The sequence below is a fragment of the Pantoea rodasii genome (assembly GCF_002095465.1).
Lineage (GTDB): Bacteria > Pseudomonadota > Gammaproteobacteria > Enterobacterales > Enterobacteriaceae > Pantoea > Pantoea rodasii.
The window spans coordinates 103,379-116,760 of the sequence record NZ_MLFP01000086.1; the positions used below are offsets into that span (position 1 = coordinate 103,379).

Here is a 13,382-nt window from a genome sequence, read left to right on the forward strand (position 1 = left end):
TGAGTTGTTTCAACTTTGCGAGATCTCTCGCAAGTTTTAGCCCCACCAGTGCATCAGCAGCGGAAAAAGGAACGGTGCCAGCAGCGAAGTAATAATGCCGCAAATCACCAGCGCCAGTGAACTGAACGCGCCTTCCTGATAATCGATCTCTGCCGCGCGTGCGGTGCCCAAAGCATGTGAGGCGTTGCCAATTGCCAGGCCGCGTGACGACTTGCTGTGCACCTTAAACAGATTCAGCAGCATATGACCGAATACCGCACCGAGAACGCCAGCAATCAACACGCAGATAGCGCTGATGGCGGGAATGCCGTGCAGCGAACCGGATACTGCCATGGCAATCGGCGTGGTGACCGATTTCGGCATAATCGTCGCCGCAATTTCTGGCGTGGCACCCATCCACAGCGCAATAGCCGTGCCGGACACCATCGCCGTAATGCTGCCAATAAAACAGACGCTGATAATGGTTTTCCAGCGCGCGCGAATCTGATGCATCTGCTCGTACAGCGGCAATGCCAGCGCGACCACCGCAGGCTGCAGCAGCTGATTGAGGAACGCGCTGCCAGCGAAGTAACGGGTGTACGGGATGTGCGTCAGCAGCAGGATCGGGATGACAATCGCCATCGCCACCAGCAATGGGTTGACGATCGAAATATTAATCTTAGCCGCCAGCTTACGCGCCAGCAGATACGCCACCACGGTGAGCGGCAATGACCACCAGGCATCAATCATGAGGCTGCTCCCTTGGGCGCTGTAACCGCTCGGCGCTCAGTCCGACAATCAGCAACACCATAAAGGTACTGACACAACAGGAAACCACAATCGGGCCGAACTGCGCGGTGAGAATATCGGTGTAACCCATCACGCCAACGCTGATTGGCACGAACAGCAGGGCCATGTAGCGGATCAGCAAATGGCAGCCCGGTTTCACCCACGCCACCGGCAAAATTTGCAGCGCCAGCAAGGTGAACAGCAGCAGCATGCCGATGATGCTGCCGGGAATGGTGATGGGCAGCAGGGCAGCAATACCGTTTCCGGCATACAGCGCGGCATAAATAATCACAAAGGCGCGTATATAGCGCCAGCAAGCAGCTAGCACGGCGGGCTCCATCAATAAGGCACAATTAAAAAAGCCGCCCGTTAGGCGGCTTGTTCGATTACTTCACCTGCATGCCAGGTTGTGCGCCGCTATCAACGGACAGCACGAACAGGTCTGAACCGCCAGAACCGGCTGACAGCACCATGCCTTCTGACACGCCGAAACGCATCTTACGCGGCGCCAGGTTAGCGACGATGATGGTCATTTTGCCGACCAGTACCGATGGATCCGGGTACGCTGCGCGAATGCCGGAGAAGATCTGGCGCTTCTCGCCACCGAGATCCAACTCCAGACGCAGCAGCTTGTCAGAACCTTCAACCAGCTCAGCTTTCTCGATCAATGCCACGCGCATATCGACTTTGGCGAAATCGTCGATGGTGATGGTGTCACCAATCGGCGCATCTGCCAGCGGGCCAGTTACCGCAGGTTTATTGGCCGCAGCCGCATCTTCTTTAGACGCTTCAATCAGCCCTTCAACTTTGGCCATTTCGATACGACCATACAAGGCTTTGAATGGTGCCACATCGTGATCCAGCAGCGGCTGCGCAATCGCATCCCAGCTCAGTTCAGCGTTAAGGAAAGCTTCGGTGCGTGCGGTCAGTGAAGGCAGCACCGGCTTCAGCCAGGTCATCAGAATGCGGAACAGGTTAATACCCATTGAGCAGATCGCTTGCAGGTCAGCATCGCGGCCTTCCTGTTTCGCTACCACCCACGGTGCCTGCTCGTCCACATAACGGTTGGCAATATCGGCCAGCGCCATGATTTCGCGCACTGCACGGTTGTATTCGCGGCTCGCCCAGGCTTCACCAATCTTCTCAGACGCATCGACAAAGGTCTGATACAACGCCGGATCGGCCAATTCGCTCGCCAGTTTGCCGCCAAAGCGCTTAGTGATGAAACCGGCGTTACGAGACGCGAGGTTAACCACTTTGTTGACGATATCGGCGTTCACGCGCTGCACGAAATCTTCCAGATTCAGGTCGATGTCGTCGATGCGTGAAGAGAGTTTCGCCGCGTAGTAGTAACGCAGGCTGTCCGCATCCAGATGTTGCAGCCAGGTGCTGGCTTTGATGAAGGTGCCACGCGATTTGGACATCTTCGCGCCGTTCACCGTCACATAACCGTGCACGAACAGGTTGGTCGGCTTGCGGAAGTTGCTGCCTTCCAGCATCGCTGGCCAGAACAGGCTGTGGAAGTAAACAATGTCTTTACCGATGAAGTGATACAGCTCGGTAGAAGAATCTTTTTTCCAGAACTCATCGAAATCGATGTTGCCGCGCTTGTCGCACAGGTTCTTGAAGGAACCCATGTAACCGATTGGCGCATCCAGCCACACGTAGAAGTATTTGCCCGGCGCGTCAGGAATTTCGAAACCGAAGTAAGGCGCATCACGGGAGATATCCCACTGCTGCAGCCCTGAATCGAACCACTCCTGCATTTTGTTCGCGACCTGCTCCTGCAACGCACCCGAGCGCGTCCAGGTCTGCAACATCGCGCTGAACGAGGGCAGATCAAAGAAGAAGTGCTCGGAATCACGCAGCACCGGCGTCGCGCCAGATACCACGGATTTCGGATCGATCAGCTCGGTAGGACTGTAAGTCGCGCTGCACACTTCGCAGTTATCGCCGTATTGATCCGGTGACTTACATTTCGGGCAGGTGCCTTTCACAAAACGGTCCGGCAGGAACATGCCTTTTTCCGGATCGTACAGCTGTGAAATGGTGCGGTTCTTAATGAAACCGTTCTCTTTCAGACGACCGTAGATCAACTCCGACAGCTGACGGTTTTCGTCGCCGTGCGTGGAGTGATAGTTGTCGTAGCTGATGTCGAAGCCGGCGAAGTCAGTTTCGTGCTCCTGCTTCATCTCGGCAATCATCTGCTCAGGTGGAATACCCAGCTGTTGTGCTTTCAGCATGATCGGCGTGCCGTGGGCATCGTCTGCGCAGATGAAGTAAACCTGGTTGCCACGCATTCGCTGGTAACGGACCCAAATGTCAGCCTGAATGTGTTCAAGCATGTGACCGAGATGGATTGAACCGTTTGCGTACGGCAGTGCGCACGTTACCAGAATTTTTTTAGCGACTTGAGTCATAGTTTGCGTAGCGTTCCGTGAATAAAAATCGGGCTTAGATGTTACCCGAAGCACCCTCTGGCGTAAACACAACTGGACGGCATCTGATATTATTGAAAGCACACCGCCGATATCTGGCGTTATGAAAACACAAGGAGTTGGGATGACTTCACAATCCCGGGAACATCATTCACCCGAAGCATTACGCGCTGTGGTTATCGGCGTGCTGAGTGACTTTGAACATCCGACGCTGCATCACAATCTGACTACCCTCAAAGCGCTGCGTCATGTGGCGTTACTCGACGGCAAGCTGCACATCGAACTGGTGATGCCGTTTGCGTGGGCTTCAGCCTTTGAAGAGCTGAAGGCACAAGTCAGCGCCGAACTGCTGCGCTTAACCCATGCCAGCGCTATCGACTGGCGTTTACGCCACGACATCGCCACGCTCAAGCGCGTGAAAAATCATCCTGGCGCGACAGGCGTAAAAAACATCATTGCGGTGAGTTCCGGTAAAGGCGGCGTGGGCAAATCCAGCACGGCGGTGAACATGGCGCTGGCGCTGATTGCCGAAGGGGCAAAAGTCGGGATTCTCGATGCTGATATTTATGGCCCGTCGATTCCCAATATGCTCGGCACCGAAAGCCAGCGTCCGACCTCGCCGGATGGCACGCATATGGCGCCGATCATGGCGCACGGACTGGCGACTAACTCGATTGGCTATCTGGTCACCGACGAGAATGCATGGTGTGGCGCGGCCCCATGGCCAGCAAAGCGCTGATGCAATTGCTGAACGAGACGATGTGGCCGGATGTGGATTACCTGATTCTTGATATGCCGCCGGGCACCGGTGATATTCAGTTGACGCTGGCGCAAAACGTACCGGTCACCGGCGCGCTGGTGGTCACTACGCCGCAGGACATCGCCCTGATTGATGCGCGCAAAGGCATCGTGATGTTTGAGAAGGTTAGCGTGCCGGTATTGGGCGTGGTGGAGAACATGAGCATCCATATTTGCAGCGAATGCGGCCACCACGAGCCGATTTTCGGCACCGGTGGCGCGCAAAACTGGCTGCGGATTATCACACCCAACTGCTGGCGCAATTGCCGCTGCACATTCATCTGCGTGAGGATCTGGATGATGGTGAACCGACGGTGATCCGCCGTCCGGACAGCGAATTCACCGCACTGTATCGTCAGTTAGCCGGTCGCGTGGCGGCACAGCTTTACTGGCAGGGCGAAGTGATTCCCGCCGATATCTCTTTCCGCGCGGTTTAGCGCACGCTTTTTCCGCTGGCGCGCGCCGTCAGCGGAAAATGCATCAGCACATATTTTCCCTGTTCGCTCTCACCGGTGGCTTCCCGCTGCCAGCCGTGTTTCAGGTAAAACGCCTGCGCGGGCTCATTCAGCATCAAACATTTCAGCACGCCAGTTGAGGTAAAGCGCTGCTGCACTGCCTCCAGTAAGGCGCTGCCGACGCCGCGACCTTGAAATTCAGGATCGACATACAGGCTGTGCAGGAAGTTATCGTTAGGAAGGATGCCGGCAAATCCGGCACGGTGGCCCTCAACGAGCGCCACTAACACCGTTTCACCCAATATCACCCCATCCAGATCTTCCAGCGTCCAGTCATCGCCATCCAGCCAGGTCCAGTTATGACGCCGCGCCGCCAGAAACAGCGTGCGCAGAAAAGGGCGGTCGGCTTCCTCAAATAATCGAATTTCCAAGCATGGGCTCCAGCATAAAAAGGGGATGTCGCGTGACGATCGCCATAAATGGCAACCCTACAACAAAGCAGGATTTCGTAGGGTGCGCATTTATGCGTACCTTTTGCCATTCGTGACGGTCGATATAAATGGCGACCTCGGGTAACAGTAGCCGACCAAAAAGATAAAGCCTGTCAAATCAGCGAGCTTTCTGTGTAGAATGCCGCGGCAAGCCGCATGGAATCTGGCATCAGCGTTTTGATAGCTTTTGATTATCTGATTGATAACGTCTGCGTATTAGAAGTTGGCCCGAAAAACTGTAACTTGCATCACATCTTTTAACGGAGGTCACCTATGTCCATCATTAATACCAAAATCAAACCATTTAAAAACGCAGCGTTCAAAAACGGCGAATTCATCGACGTAACCGAGAAAGACGTTGAAGGTAAATGGAGTGTTTTCTTCTTCTACCCGGCTGACTTCACCTTCGTATGCCCGACTGAACTGGGTGACGTAGCAGACCATCACGAAGAACTGCAGAAACTGGGCGTAGACATCTACTCTGTTTCTACCGACACGCACTTTACCCACAAAGCCTGGCACGGTTCTTCTGACACCATCGCAAAAATCAAATATGCGATGATCGGCGACCCAACTGGCGCACTGACCCGTAGCTTCGAAATCATGCGCGAAGACGAAGGTCTGGCAGATCGCGGTACCTTCATTGTTGACCCACAGGGCATCATCCAGGCTATCGAAATCACCGCTGAAGGCATCGGTCGTGACGCATCTGACCTGATCCGTAAAATCAAAGCGGCTCAGTATGTGGCTTCTCACCCAGGTGAAGTATGCCCAGCTAAATGGAAAGAAGGCGAAGCAACACTGGCTCCATCTCTGGACCTGGTTGGCAAAATCTAAGCAACACCCAGCCATTCGATCTTTCTCAATCGGGTGCTACGGCACCCGATTTTCATGACAGGAACTCACTATGCTCGATACCAATTTAAAAACACAGCTCAAGGCCTACCTTGAGAAATTAACGAAACCGGTTGAGTTGATTGCCACTCTGGATGATGGCGCTAAATCTGCGGAGATCCGTTCTCTGTTAGCCGATATCGCGAGCTTGTCAGAAAAAGTCAGCTTCCGTGAAGAGAATGATCGTCCGGTTCGTAAACCCTCTTTTCTGATCACTAACCCAGGCAGCCAAAGCGGCCCTCGCTTTGCCGGTTCGCCAATGGGTCACGAATTTACTTCACTGGTGCTGGCCCTGCTGCAGACCGGTGGACACCCTTCGAAAGAGTCGCAGAGCCTGCTGGAGCAAGTGGTTGCTCTGGATACCGACCTGCATTTCGAAACCTATTACTCGCTGTCATGCCACAACTGTCCTGACGTGGTTCAGGCGCTGAACCTGATGGCGGTGCTGAACCCACGCATCAGCCACACCGCGATTGACGGCGGCATGTTCCAGAACGAAATCACCGAACGCAACGTGATGGGTGTGCCTGCGGTATTCCTGAACGGCAAAGAGTTCGGTCAGGGCCGTCTGAGCCTGGCGGAAATCGTCGGCAAAGTGGACACCAACGCAGAGAAGCGCGCAGCAGAAGAGCTGAACAAGCGTGAAGCCTATGAAGTGCTGATCGTCGGTAGCGGCCCAGCGGGCGCAGCGGCAGCGATTTACTCTGCACGAAAAGGTATCCGTACTGGCCTGATGGGCGAGCGCTTTGGTGGCCAGGTGCTCGACACCGTAGACATCGAAAACTACATCTCAGTACAGAAAACCGAAGGCGCTAAGCTGGCCGGTTCACTGCGTGCCCACGTTGATGATTACGATGTTGACGTTATCGACACTCAGAGCGCCATCAAGCTGATCCCAGCGGCGAAAGAGGGCGGTCTGCATGCGATTGAAACCGCTTCTGGCGCAGTACTGAAATCACGCAGCATCATCATTGCTACCGGCGCACGCTGGCGCAACATGGGCGTGCCGGGTGAAGAGCAGTATCGCACCAAAGGCGTGACTTACTGCCCACACTGCGATGGTCCGCTGTTCAAAGGCAAGCGCACGGCAGTTATCGGCGGCGGTAACTCCGGCGTTGAAGCGGCTATCGACCTCGCAGGTCTGGTTGAGCACGTGACGCTGCTGGAGTTCGCTAGCGAAATGCGCGCCGACAAAGTGCTGCAGGACAAACTGCGCAGCCTGAAAAACGTTGATGTGATTTTGAATGCGCAGACCACCGAAGTGAAAGGCGACGGCAGCAAAGTCACCGGTCTGGCTTATATCGATCGCAACAACCAGACCAGCCATGAGATCGCCCTGAGCGGCATCTTCGTGCAGATTGGCCTGCTGCCAAACACCACCTTCCTCGAAGGCGCGGTGGAACGTAATAAAATGGGCGAGATCATCATCGATGCCAAATGCGAAACCAGCCTGAAAGGCGTGTTCGCGGCCGGTGACTGCACCACGGTGCCGTACAAGCAGATCATCATCGCCAGCGGTGAAGGTGCGAAAGCCTCACTCAGCGCGTTCGATTACCTGATCCGCACGCAACCGGCTGAATAAGTTTCTGCAATAGCCACGCAATGGCCCTGCAACGCATGTTGTGGGGCTTTTTTTTGCCTGTTTTTCATCCCAACCAACGGCGTGCCTCATCATCGCTAATGTCGCGATAATAAACTTTGTGCAAACGTTCGCCGCAACCTTTGCATTGAGCTTCTACATGGGTAGAAAAATAGTGGCGACCAGTAGGGCATATCGCCCCTTTGCGCGAAATACGAATGTCGTGCCATTTATGGGCGTGCGGAATAAAGCTGAATAATTTTGAGGTCATTATCGATTCCGGAATTGGATAGGCAGTGACTCTGTTCAAGTCCGGAGGGGGATTAGGCCTTGCAACACGGGGCCGGGCGTTGATGTGCATCAATGAATGCGAGGGCGCGTGTTTATTAGTCGATTTTTCAATGAGCAGAATAAATTTGGCAGATCCAGTCGCAAGTTGAATATTGATAACAATTGATCGAGACAGGCCTTTTTTTAAATTCACCCTATCGAATTATTTTCATTATTTTGATTCAGTGCCATTTTTAGCGCTCTGCACATCGCCCCGATTTACAATCCTTCACGCGCGTCTTATCCTGTGTGCGGCATGTTCACCATGCCATGACTCGGGGTGCCCCTGGTAAACAGGGCTGAGATACACCCGCTGACCTGATCTGGATAATGCCAGCGTAGGGAAGTCAGATGCCTGACCGCATTCGCCTTCTTGATCGCCGGTTGGGAGTTTTATGACACAGCCTGACCTTCTTACCTCCGCGCAACTCGCGCAATCCCTGCAGCTGCTGCGTCAGCAGTCACCGTTGGTGCATTGCATGACCAATGACGTGGTGCAAACCTTTACCGCCAATGTGCTGCTGGCTTTACAGGCCTCTCCTGCGATGGTGATCGATGCCGAAGAAGCTGCGCAGTTCGTGAGTTTTGCCGATGCGCTGCTGATCAACGTCGGCACCTTAACCCGCGATCGCCGTGATGCGATGCTGGCGGCGGTGCAGTCCGCCTCTAAAGTCGGCACGCCCTGGACGCTCGATCCGGTCGCCGTTGGCGCACTCTCATTACGCACCGAATTCTGCCAGCAGCTGTTGAGCCTGCATCCCGCCGCGATTCGTGGCAACGCTTCGGAAATTCTCGCGCTGGCTAACCAGGCTGCGGGCGGACGCGGCGTGGACAGTGTGCATCAGGCCGATGCCGCACTGAGTGCGGCACAGCAATTGGCGCAGGATTATCACACGCTGGTGGCGGTCACTGGTGAAGTCGATTACGTCACCGATGGCAAACGCACACTGGCCATCCCTGGCGGTAGCCCGCTGATGACGCGAGTGGTCGGCACCGGCTGTGCGCTTTCCGCTGTGGTCGCCGCGTTCAGTAGCTTGCCGGGCGACCGCTTGCAGCATGTCGCCGCGGCGTGTCGTGTGATGTCGCTGGCGGGTGAGCAGGCGGCGCGCACCGTTGAAGGACCGGGCAGTTTTGTCGCGGCATTCCTCGACAAATTATGGACGCTGGAGGTGGCGGCATGAAGCGCATCAACGCGTTAACCATTGCCGGTACCGACCCGAGCGGCGGCGCGGGCATTCAGGCCGATTTGAAAGCCTTCTCCGCGTTGGGTGCTTACGGCACCAGCGTGATCACCGCGCTGGTGGCGCAAAATACCTGCGGCGTGCAGTCGGTGTATCGCATTGAACCCGATTTCGTTGGCGTGCAGCTGGATTCAGTGCTGGACGATGTGCGTATCGATGCCGCCAAATCGGCATGCTGTCTGAAACCGCGATTGTCGAAGTGGTGGCCGAGCGGCTGAAACGCGCCAGCCTGCCGTTTGTGGTGCTGGATACGGTGATGATTGCGAAGAGTGGCGATCCGTTACTGTCGCCCGATGCGGTGGCCAGCGTGCGTGAACTGCTGCTGCCACAGGTGTCGCTGATCACGCCCAATCTGCCCGAAGCCGCCACCTTGCTGGGGCGCGATATGGCGCAGGATGAGAAAACCATGTTAATGCAGGGCGATGCGCTGCTGGATCTCGGCTGCGAAGCGGTATTGATGAAGGGTGGGCATCTGAGTGATGCCGAAAGCCCGGATTGGCTGATCACCCGCGCAGGCCGTCAGCGTTTCACTGCACCGCGCGTCAACACGCGTCATACCCACGGCACCGGCTGCTCGCTGTCAGCCGCGCTGGCGGCACTGCGCCCGCGTCATGATAACTGGGCTGACACGGTGACTGAGGCCAAAGCCTGGCTGCAGCAGGCGTTGCTGCACGCAGACTCGCTGGAAGTGGGTAAGGGCATTGGTCCGGTGCACCACTTCCATCAATGGTGGTAAGGCAAAACTGCCATTAAGGCGTGCCCCCGCGTGACAGGATTCAATCTGAAGGCCGCCCATGTGCAAGGTGGCAGAATTTTTTTACTGCGTATCCGTCTGAAAAATGGAGTCAGCAATTTGCCAGTCTGGCGCTTTACGGTCCAGGCTGTTGGGGGCGAATCGGCCATTGCCGGTTCCATTCCAGCCATTTATTTCAGGAGCCAACATGACGGACATCGTACAGTTATTGGGCAAAGAAGCGGATTCACTTCTTCAACATCGCTGCATGACCATTCCAGCGGACAGCCTTTATTTACCGGGCGCGGATTTCGTTGATCGCGTAATGATCGACAACAATCGTTCTCCTGCCGTACTGCGCAATATGCAAACCCTCTACAACACCGGTCGCCTGGCGGGCACCGGCTATCTGTCGATCCTGCCGGTCGATCAGGGCGTTGAACACTCTGCGGGCGCTTCTTTTGCCGCCAACCCGGCTTACTTCGATCCGAAGAACATCGTTGAGCTGGCCATTGAAGCGGGCTGTAACTGCGTCGCGTCCACCTATGGCGTGCTGGCCTCGGTATCACGCCGTTATGCGCACCGTATTCCGTTTATGGTGAAACTCAACCATAACGAAACCCTGAGCTATCCAACCCAGTACGATCAGACGCTGTATGCCAGTGTTGAGCAGGCATTCAATCTGGGCGCGGTAGCGGTGGGCGCGACGATTTATTTCGGTTCAGAGCAGTCACGTCGTCAGATCGAAGAGATCTCGGCCGCCTTTGAGCGTGCGCATGAGCTGGGCATGGTGACCGTGCTGTGGGCCTATCTGCGTAATGATGGATTCAAGAAAGACGGCGTGGATTACCATGCCAGCGCTGACTTAACCGGCCAGGCCAACCATCTGGCGGCCACCATTGGTGCAGACATCGTCAAGCAGAAGATGGCCGAGAACAACGGCGGCTACAAAGCGGTGAAATTCGGTCATACCGATGAGCGTGTGTACAGCAAGCTGACCACAGAGAACCCGATTGATCTGGTGCGTTACCAGTTAGCGAACTGCTATATGGGCCGTGCCGGGTTGATTAACTCAGGTGGGGCGTCTGCAGGGGACACCGATATTGCTGAGTCGGTGCGTACTGCGGTGATCAACAAACGCGCGGGCGGTATGGGGCTGATTCTGGGTCGCAAGGCGTTTAAGAAGTCCCTGAAAGAGGGCGTGCAGCTGATTAATGCGGTGCAGGATGTCTATCTGGCAAAAGACGTCACGATTGCCTAATTAAACCTGGCTTACTTGCCATTTCGCGGGCGGGCAGTGCGCGTCCCTGGTCACATACTGATGTATGCTCCCAGGGCCTGTGCGCTGGCCGTCCGCGAACTGCCTGCGCCGCCAACGGTTTAATCCGGTGGGTGGTCAATAAGTTAAGGCGCTTCAAACCACTCGCTATTCCGTTCAGCAATCGGCGTGATGGTCAAAATCATCTCCTGCAGATGGCGACGCATAGCGGCTTCTGCCGCCTCAACATCCTGCGCCTTTAACGCGTGATAGATGTCTTCATGCTGCTGAATCAGGCTTTCCGGCGGCGACACTTCACTCAGGGTCAGGAAGCGCACGCGGTCCATGGTGGCTTTGATGTTCTCCACCGTTTCCCATGCCAGCAGGCAGTTAATCCCTTCCGCAATCAGGCGATGAAACTCGTCATCCAGCGCTAAAAACGCCTGGCTGTCGTGGCGTTCAGCGGCTAAACGCTGCAGCTGCAAGTTATGCTCCAGCGCCATCAATCCCTCGGGGCTGATCTCTTGTGCAGCACGTCGCACCACGGCGATTTCCACCGCTTCACGGATAAAGCGACCGTCGGCCACGCGCTGGGCGGAAATCTTGCGCACGAAAGTGCCACGCTGCGGCAATACCAGCACCAAACCCGCTTCCGCCAGTTTAATAAAGGCTTCGCGCACCGGCTGGCGTGACACGTTAAAACGCGCCGACACTTCCTTCTCCGAGAGCAGTGAGCCCGGATGAATGGCGCAGGTCACAATATCTCTGCGCAGATAGCGATAGATCTGCTGATTGACGGGTTCGCTGGTAGTTATGGTATAGGCAATCGACATGCAGCAATATCCGTATTACGGCTGGCTAATGCCAGCCCGATGAGAAAGGTTCAGTCTAATCAGCACGCTGCATCTGCGCTACACATTTGTGAACGCGCTTATACCTGCGTCACAAGGGCGTGCACAGTGGCGCGTGCGCCCTGTGCGACCAGTTGCTGATAGAGTTCAGTCACACGCGAGACGAAAGCGCTCTGATGCAGCAGATCATCGCCAAACACCGCTTTCAGGCCAATCAGCGCTTTCACACGCTCGGCGCCATCTTCACTGTGTGACACGATGCTCGCCAGCTGATCTTTTAGCGGGTCGCGAATCTCAATTGTCTGGCCCTGTTCATCGACACCGCTGACATAGCGCATCCAACCCGCCACGCCGAGCAACAGATAATCACAAGAGGTGCCGTTGCGCAGATGCCAGCGCACGCTGTCCAGCAACCGCTGCGGCAGTTTCTGCGTGCCATCGGTGGCGATTTGATAAGTACGATGCTTGATGGCGCGGTTTTCGTAGCGCGCTATCAATGAATCGGCATAGGCTTCAAGATCCACGCCCTGAGTGCGCAGCGTCGGGGCCTGATCCTGCAACATCAGCGCGCGCGCCGCCGTGCGAAAGTGGTTATCGGCCATGCAATCGCTGATGTGCTCGTACCCGGCGAGGAAGCCAAGATAGGCGAGGAACGAATGGCTGCCATTCAGCATGCGCAGCTTCATCTCTTCGAACGGCAATACATCACTCACCAGCTCAGCACCGGCGTTTTCCCACGCTGGGCGACCGTTAACAAAGTTATCCTCGATCACCCACTGGAAGAACGGCTCTGCTTCCACCGCCACCGGATCGCTGCTGCCTAAGCGCGCTTCCAGCGCATCAAACGCCGCATCGGTCATGGCGGGAACAATGCGGTCCACCATGGTGGAAGGGAAGGTGATGTGCGTTTGGATGTACTCCGCCAGCTCATGGCTGTGACGTTCTGCCAGTTGGGTGATGACGTTACGCGTGACGTGGCCGTTCTCCGGCATGTTGTCGCAGGACATCACGCTGAAGGGCGTTAATCCACGTTCGCGACGACGTATAATCGCCGCCAGAATCAGGCCCGGCAGCGAACGCGGCTGCGTGGGGTTTTCGAGGTCATGCACGATATCGGGATGATCCGGATTGAGCTTGCCGCTGGAAGGCATGTAGCAATAGCCTTTCTCGGTCACCGTCATCGAGACAATCGCCACATCCGGCTGGCTCATCGCTTCAATCACCGCATCAATACCGTCGCCTTTACCGTGCAGCGCTTGCGTCACCACGCCAATCACCCGCGTGTGCAGGCTGCTATCGGCCATCTCGGTGAGGGTATAAAGCAGGTCTTGCTGGCGCAGGGCCTGAATCAGCGCGCCGCTGTTGAGATTCACTTCACAGTAGCCCCAGTCGCTGCCATCTGCCGCCAGTTTATCGGTCGCGAGCGCCTGATGCGCGCGGTGGAAGGCACCAAAGCCGATATGTACCATGCGGGTTTTAAGCTGGCTGCGGTCATAAGCGGGACGCTGGACGTCGGCGGGAAGGCGATCAAGCTCTAACATGCGTT

The 13,382-nt window shown here is 55.9% G+C and carries 12 protein-coding genes, 2 pseudogenes and 1 riboswitch; of the genes and pseudogenes, 7 read left to right on the forward strand and 7 right to left on the reverse strand.

All coding sequences use genetic code 11. The features are described from left to right. Positions 1–36: 36 nt before the first annotated feature. From HA45_RS23885 to metG, 3 genes are read right to left on the reverse strand one after another with little or no spacing between them, the layout of a single operon-like run. Positions 37–729, reverse strand: a complete 693-nt coding sequence (locus tag HA45_RS23885; protein WP_100701034.1) for a CidB/LrgB family autolysis modulator — start codon at positions 727–729, stop codon at positions 37–39. Beyond that, positions 722–1,108: a CidA/LrgA family protein gene (locus HA45_RS23890; protein WP_100701033.1), complete on the reverse strand. Its 387-nt coding sequence runs from the start codon at positions 1,106–1,108 to the stop codon at positions 722–724. Before HA45_RS23890 ends, HA45_RS23885 begins: the two co-directional genes overlap by 8 nt. A 46-nt stretch (positions 1,109–1,154) precedes the next feature. Further along, a complete protein-coding gene (gene metG / locus HA45_RS23895; protein ID WP_276308756.1) occupies positions 1,155–3,242 on the reverse strand; it encodes a methionine--tRNA ligase in 2,088 nt (695 codons plus the stop codon). A gap of 253 nt (positions 3,243–3,495) precedes the next feature. On the opposite strand from metG, the pseudogene apbC reads away from it, so the two are divergent. Next, positions 3,496–4,322 (forward strand): annotated as a pseudogene (gene apbC, locus HA45_RS23900) (iron-sulfur cluster carrier protein ApbC). After that, entirely contained in the window at positions 4,319–4,441 is a 123-nt protein-coding gene (locus HA45_RS28760; RefSeq protein WP_280174530.1) for a hypothetical protein, read from the forward strand. The pseudogene apbC and the gene HA45_RS28760 overlap by 4 nt, the downstream one beginning before the upstream one ends. On the opposite strand, the gene HA45_RS23905 is transcribed toward HA45_RS28760, so the two are convergent. Then, positions 4,438–4,890, reverse strand: a complete 453-nt coding sequence (locus tag HA45_RS23905) for a GNAT family N-acetyltransferase (RefSeq protein WP_100701030.1) — start codon at positions 4,888–4,890, stop codon at positions 4,438–4,440. The two genes, HA45_RS28760 and HA45_RS23905, sit on opposite strands and share 4 nt — an antisense overlap. A gap of 333 nt (positions 4,891–5,223) precedes the next feature. Between HA45_RS23905 and ahpC the strand changes: the two genes are divergently transcribed. Both ahpC and ahpF read left to right on the forward strand, forming a co-directional pair. After that, the gene (gene ahpC / locus HA45_RS23910; RefSeq protein ID WP_100701029.1) at positions 5,224–5,787 is read left to right on the forward strand and encodes an alkyl hydroperoxide reductase subunit C; all 564 of its coding nucleotides are present in this window, start codon (positions 5,224–5,226) and stop codon (positions 5,785–5,787) included. Between the two features lie 70 nt (positions 5,788–5,857). Beyond that, positions 5,858–7,426, forward strand: a complete 1,569-nt coding sequence (gene ahpF, locus HA45_RS23915) for an alkyl hydroperoxide reductase subunit F (RefSeq protein ID WP_100701028.1) — start codon at positions 5,858–5,860, stop codon at positions 7,424–7,426. 64 nt (positions 7,427–7,490) lie between these two features. Here ahpF and HA45_RS23920 read toward each other — a convergent pair whose 3' ends face one another. Further along, entirely contained in the window at positions 7,491–7,694 is a 204-nt protein-coding gene (locus tag HA45_RS23920; RefSeq protein ID WP_100701027.1) for a hypothetical protein, read from the reverse strand. Between the two features lie 325 nt (positions 7,695–8,019). Next, positions 8,020–8,115: riboswitch (TPP riboswitch) on the forward strand. A 33-nt stretch (positions 8,116–8,148) separates the two neighbouring features. On the opposite strand from HA45_RS23920, the gene thiM reads away from it, so the two are divergent. From thiM to fbaB, 3 genes and pseudogenes are all read left to right on the forward strand, one after another. After that, the gene (gene thiM, locus HA45_RS23925; RefSeq protein ID WP_100701026.1) at positions 8,149–8,934 is read left to right on the forward strand and encodes a hydroxyethylthiazole kinase; all 786 of its coding nucleotides are present in this window, start codon (positions 8,149–8,151) and stop codon (positions 8,932–8,934) included. Further along, positions 8,931–9,730, forward strand: a pseudogene (gene thiD / locus HA45_RS23930) (bifunctional hydroxymethylpyrimidine kinase/phosphomethylpyrimidine kinase). Before thiM ends, thiD begins: the two are co-directional and overlap by 4 nt. A 205-nt stretch (positions 9,731–9,935) precedes the next feature. Then, positions 9,936–10,988, forward strand: coding sequence for a class I fructose-bisphosphate aldolase (gene fbaB / locus HA45_RS23935; RefSeq protein WP_100701024.1), 1,053 nt, complete (start codon positions 9,936–9,938; stop codon positions 10,986–10,988). Positions 10,989–11,131: 143 nt separating this feature from the next. On the opposite strand, the gene HA45_RS23940 is transcribed toward fbaB, so the two are convergent. Together HA45_RS23940 and HA45_RS23945 are read right to left on the reverse strand one after the other, a co-directional pair. Next, complete coding sequence (locus HA45_RS23940; protein WP_100701023.1) at positions 11,132–11,818, reverse strand: GntR family transcriptional regulator; 687 nt, start codon at positions 11,816–11,818, stop codon at positions 11,132–11,134. Between the two features lie 98 nt (positions 11,819–11,916). Beyond that, on the reverse strand, positions 11,917–13,377 hold the full coding sequence (locus HA45_RS23945) for a mannitol dehydrogenase family protein (protein ID WP_100701022.1): 1,461 nt from the start codon (positions 13,375–13,377) through the stop codon (positions 11,917–11,919). Between the last annotated feature and the right edge of the window lie 5 nt (positions 13,378–13,382).

Excerpts from the sequence above, each read along its gene's own strand:
- HA45_RS23940 (WP_100701023.1), bottom strand. The coding sequence starts at position 11,818 with ATGTCGATTGCCTATACCATAACTACCAGCGAACCCGTCAATCAGCAG.
- HA45_RS23945 (WP_100701022.1), bottom strand. The coding sequence starts at position 13,377 with ATGTTAGAGCTTGATCGCCTTCCCGCCGACGTCCAGCGTCCCGCTTAT.
- HA45_RS23920 (WP_100701027.1), bottom strand. The coding sequence starts at position 7,694 with ATGACCTCAAAATTATTCAGCTTTATTCCGCACGCCCATAAATGGCAC.
- ahpF (WP_100701028.1), top strand. The coding sequence starts at position 5,858 with ATGCTCGATACCAATTTAAAAACACAGCTCAAGGCCTACCTTGAGAAA.
- HA45_RS23885 (WP_100701034.1), bottom strand. The coding sequence starts at position 729 with ATGATTGATGCCTGGTGGTCATTGCCGCTCACCGTGGTGGCGTATCTG.
- ahpC (WP_100701029.1), top strand. The coding sequence starts at position 5,224 with ATGTCCATCATTAATACCAAAATCAAACCATTTAAAAACGCAGCGTTC.
- thiM (WP_100701026.1), top strand. The coding sequence starts at position 8,149 with ATGACACAGCCTGACCTTCTTACCTCCGCGCAACTCGCGCAATCCCTG.
- fbaB (WP_100701024.1), top strand. The coding sequence starts at position 9,936 with ATGACGGACATCGTACAGTTATTGGGCAAAGAAGCGGATTCACTTCTT.
- HA45_RS23890 (WP_100701033.1), bottom strand. The coding sequence starts at position 1,108 with ATGGAGCCCGCCGTGCTAGCTGCTTGCTGGCGCTATATACGCGCCTTT.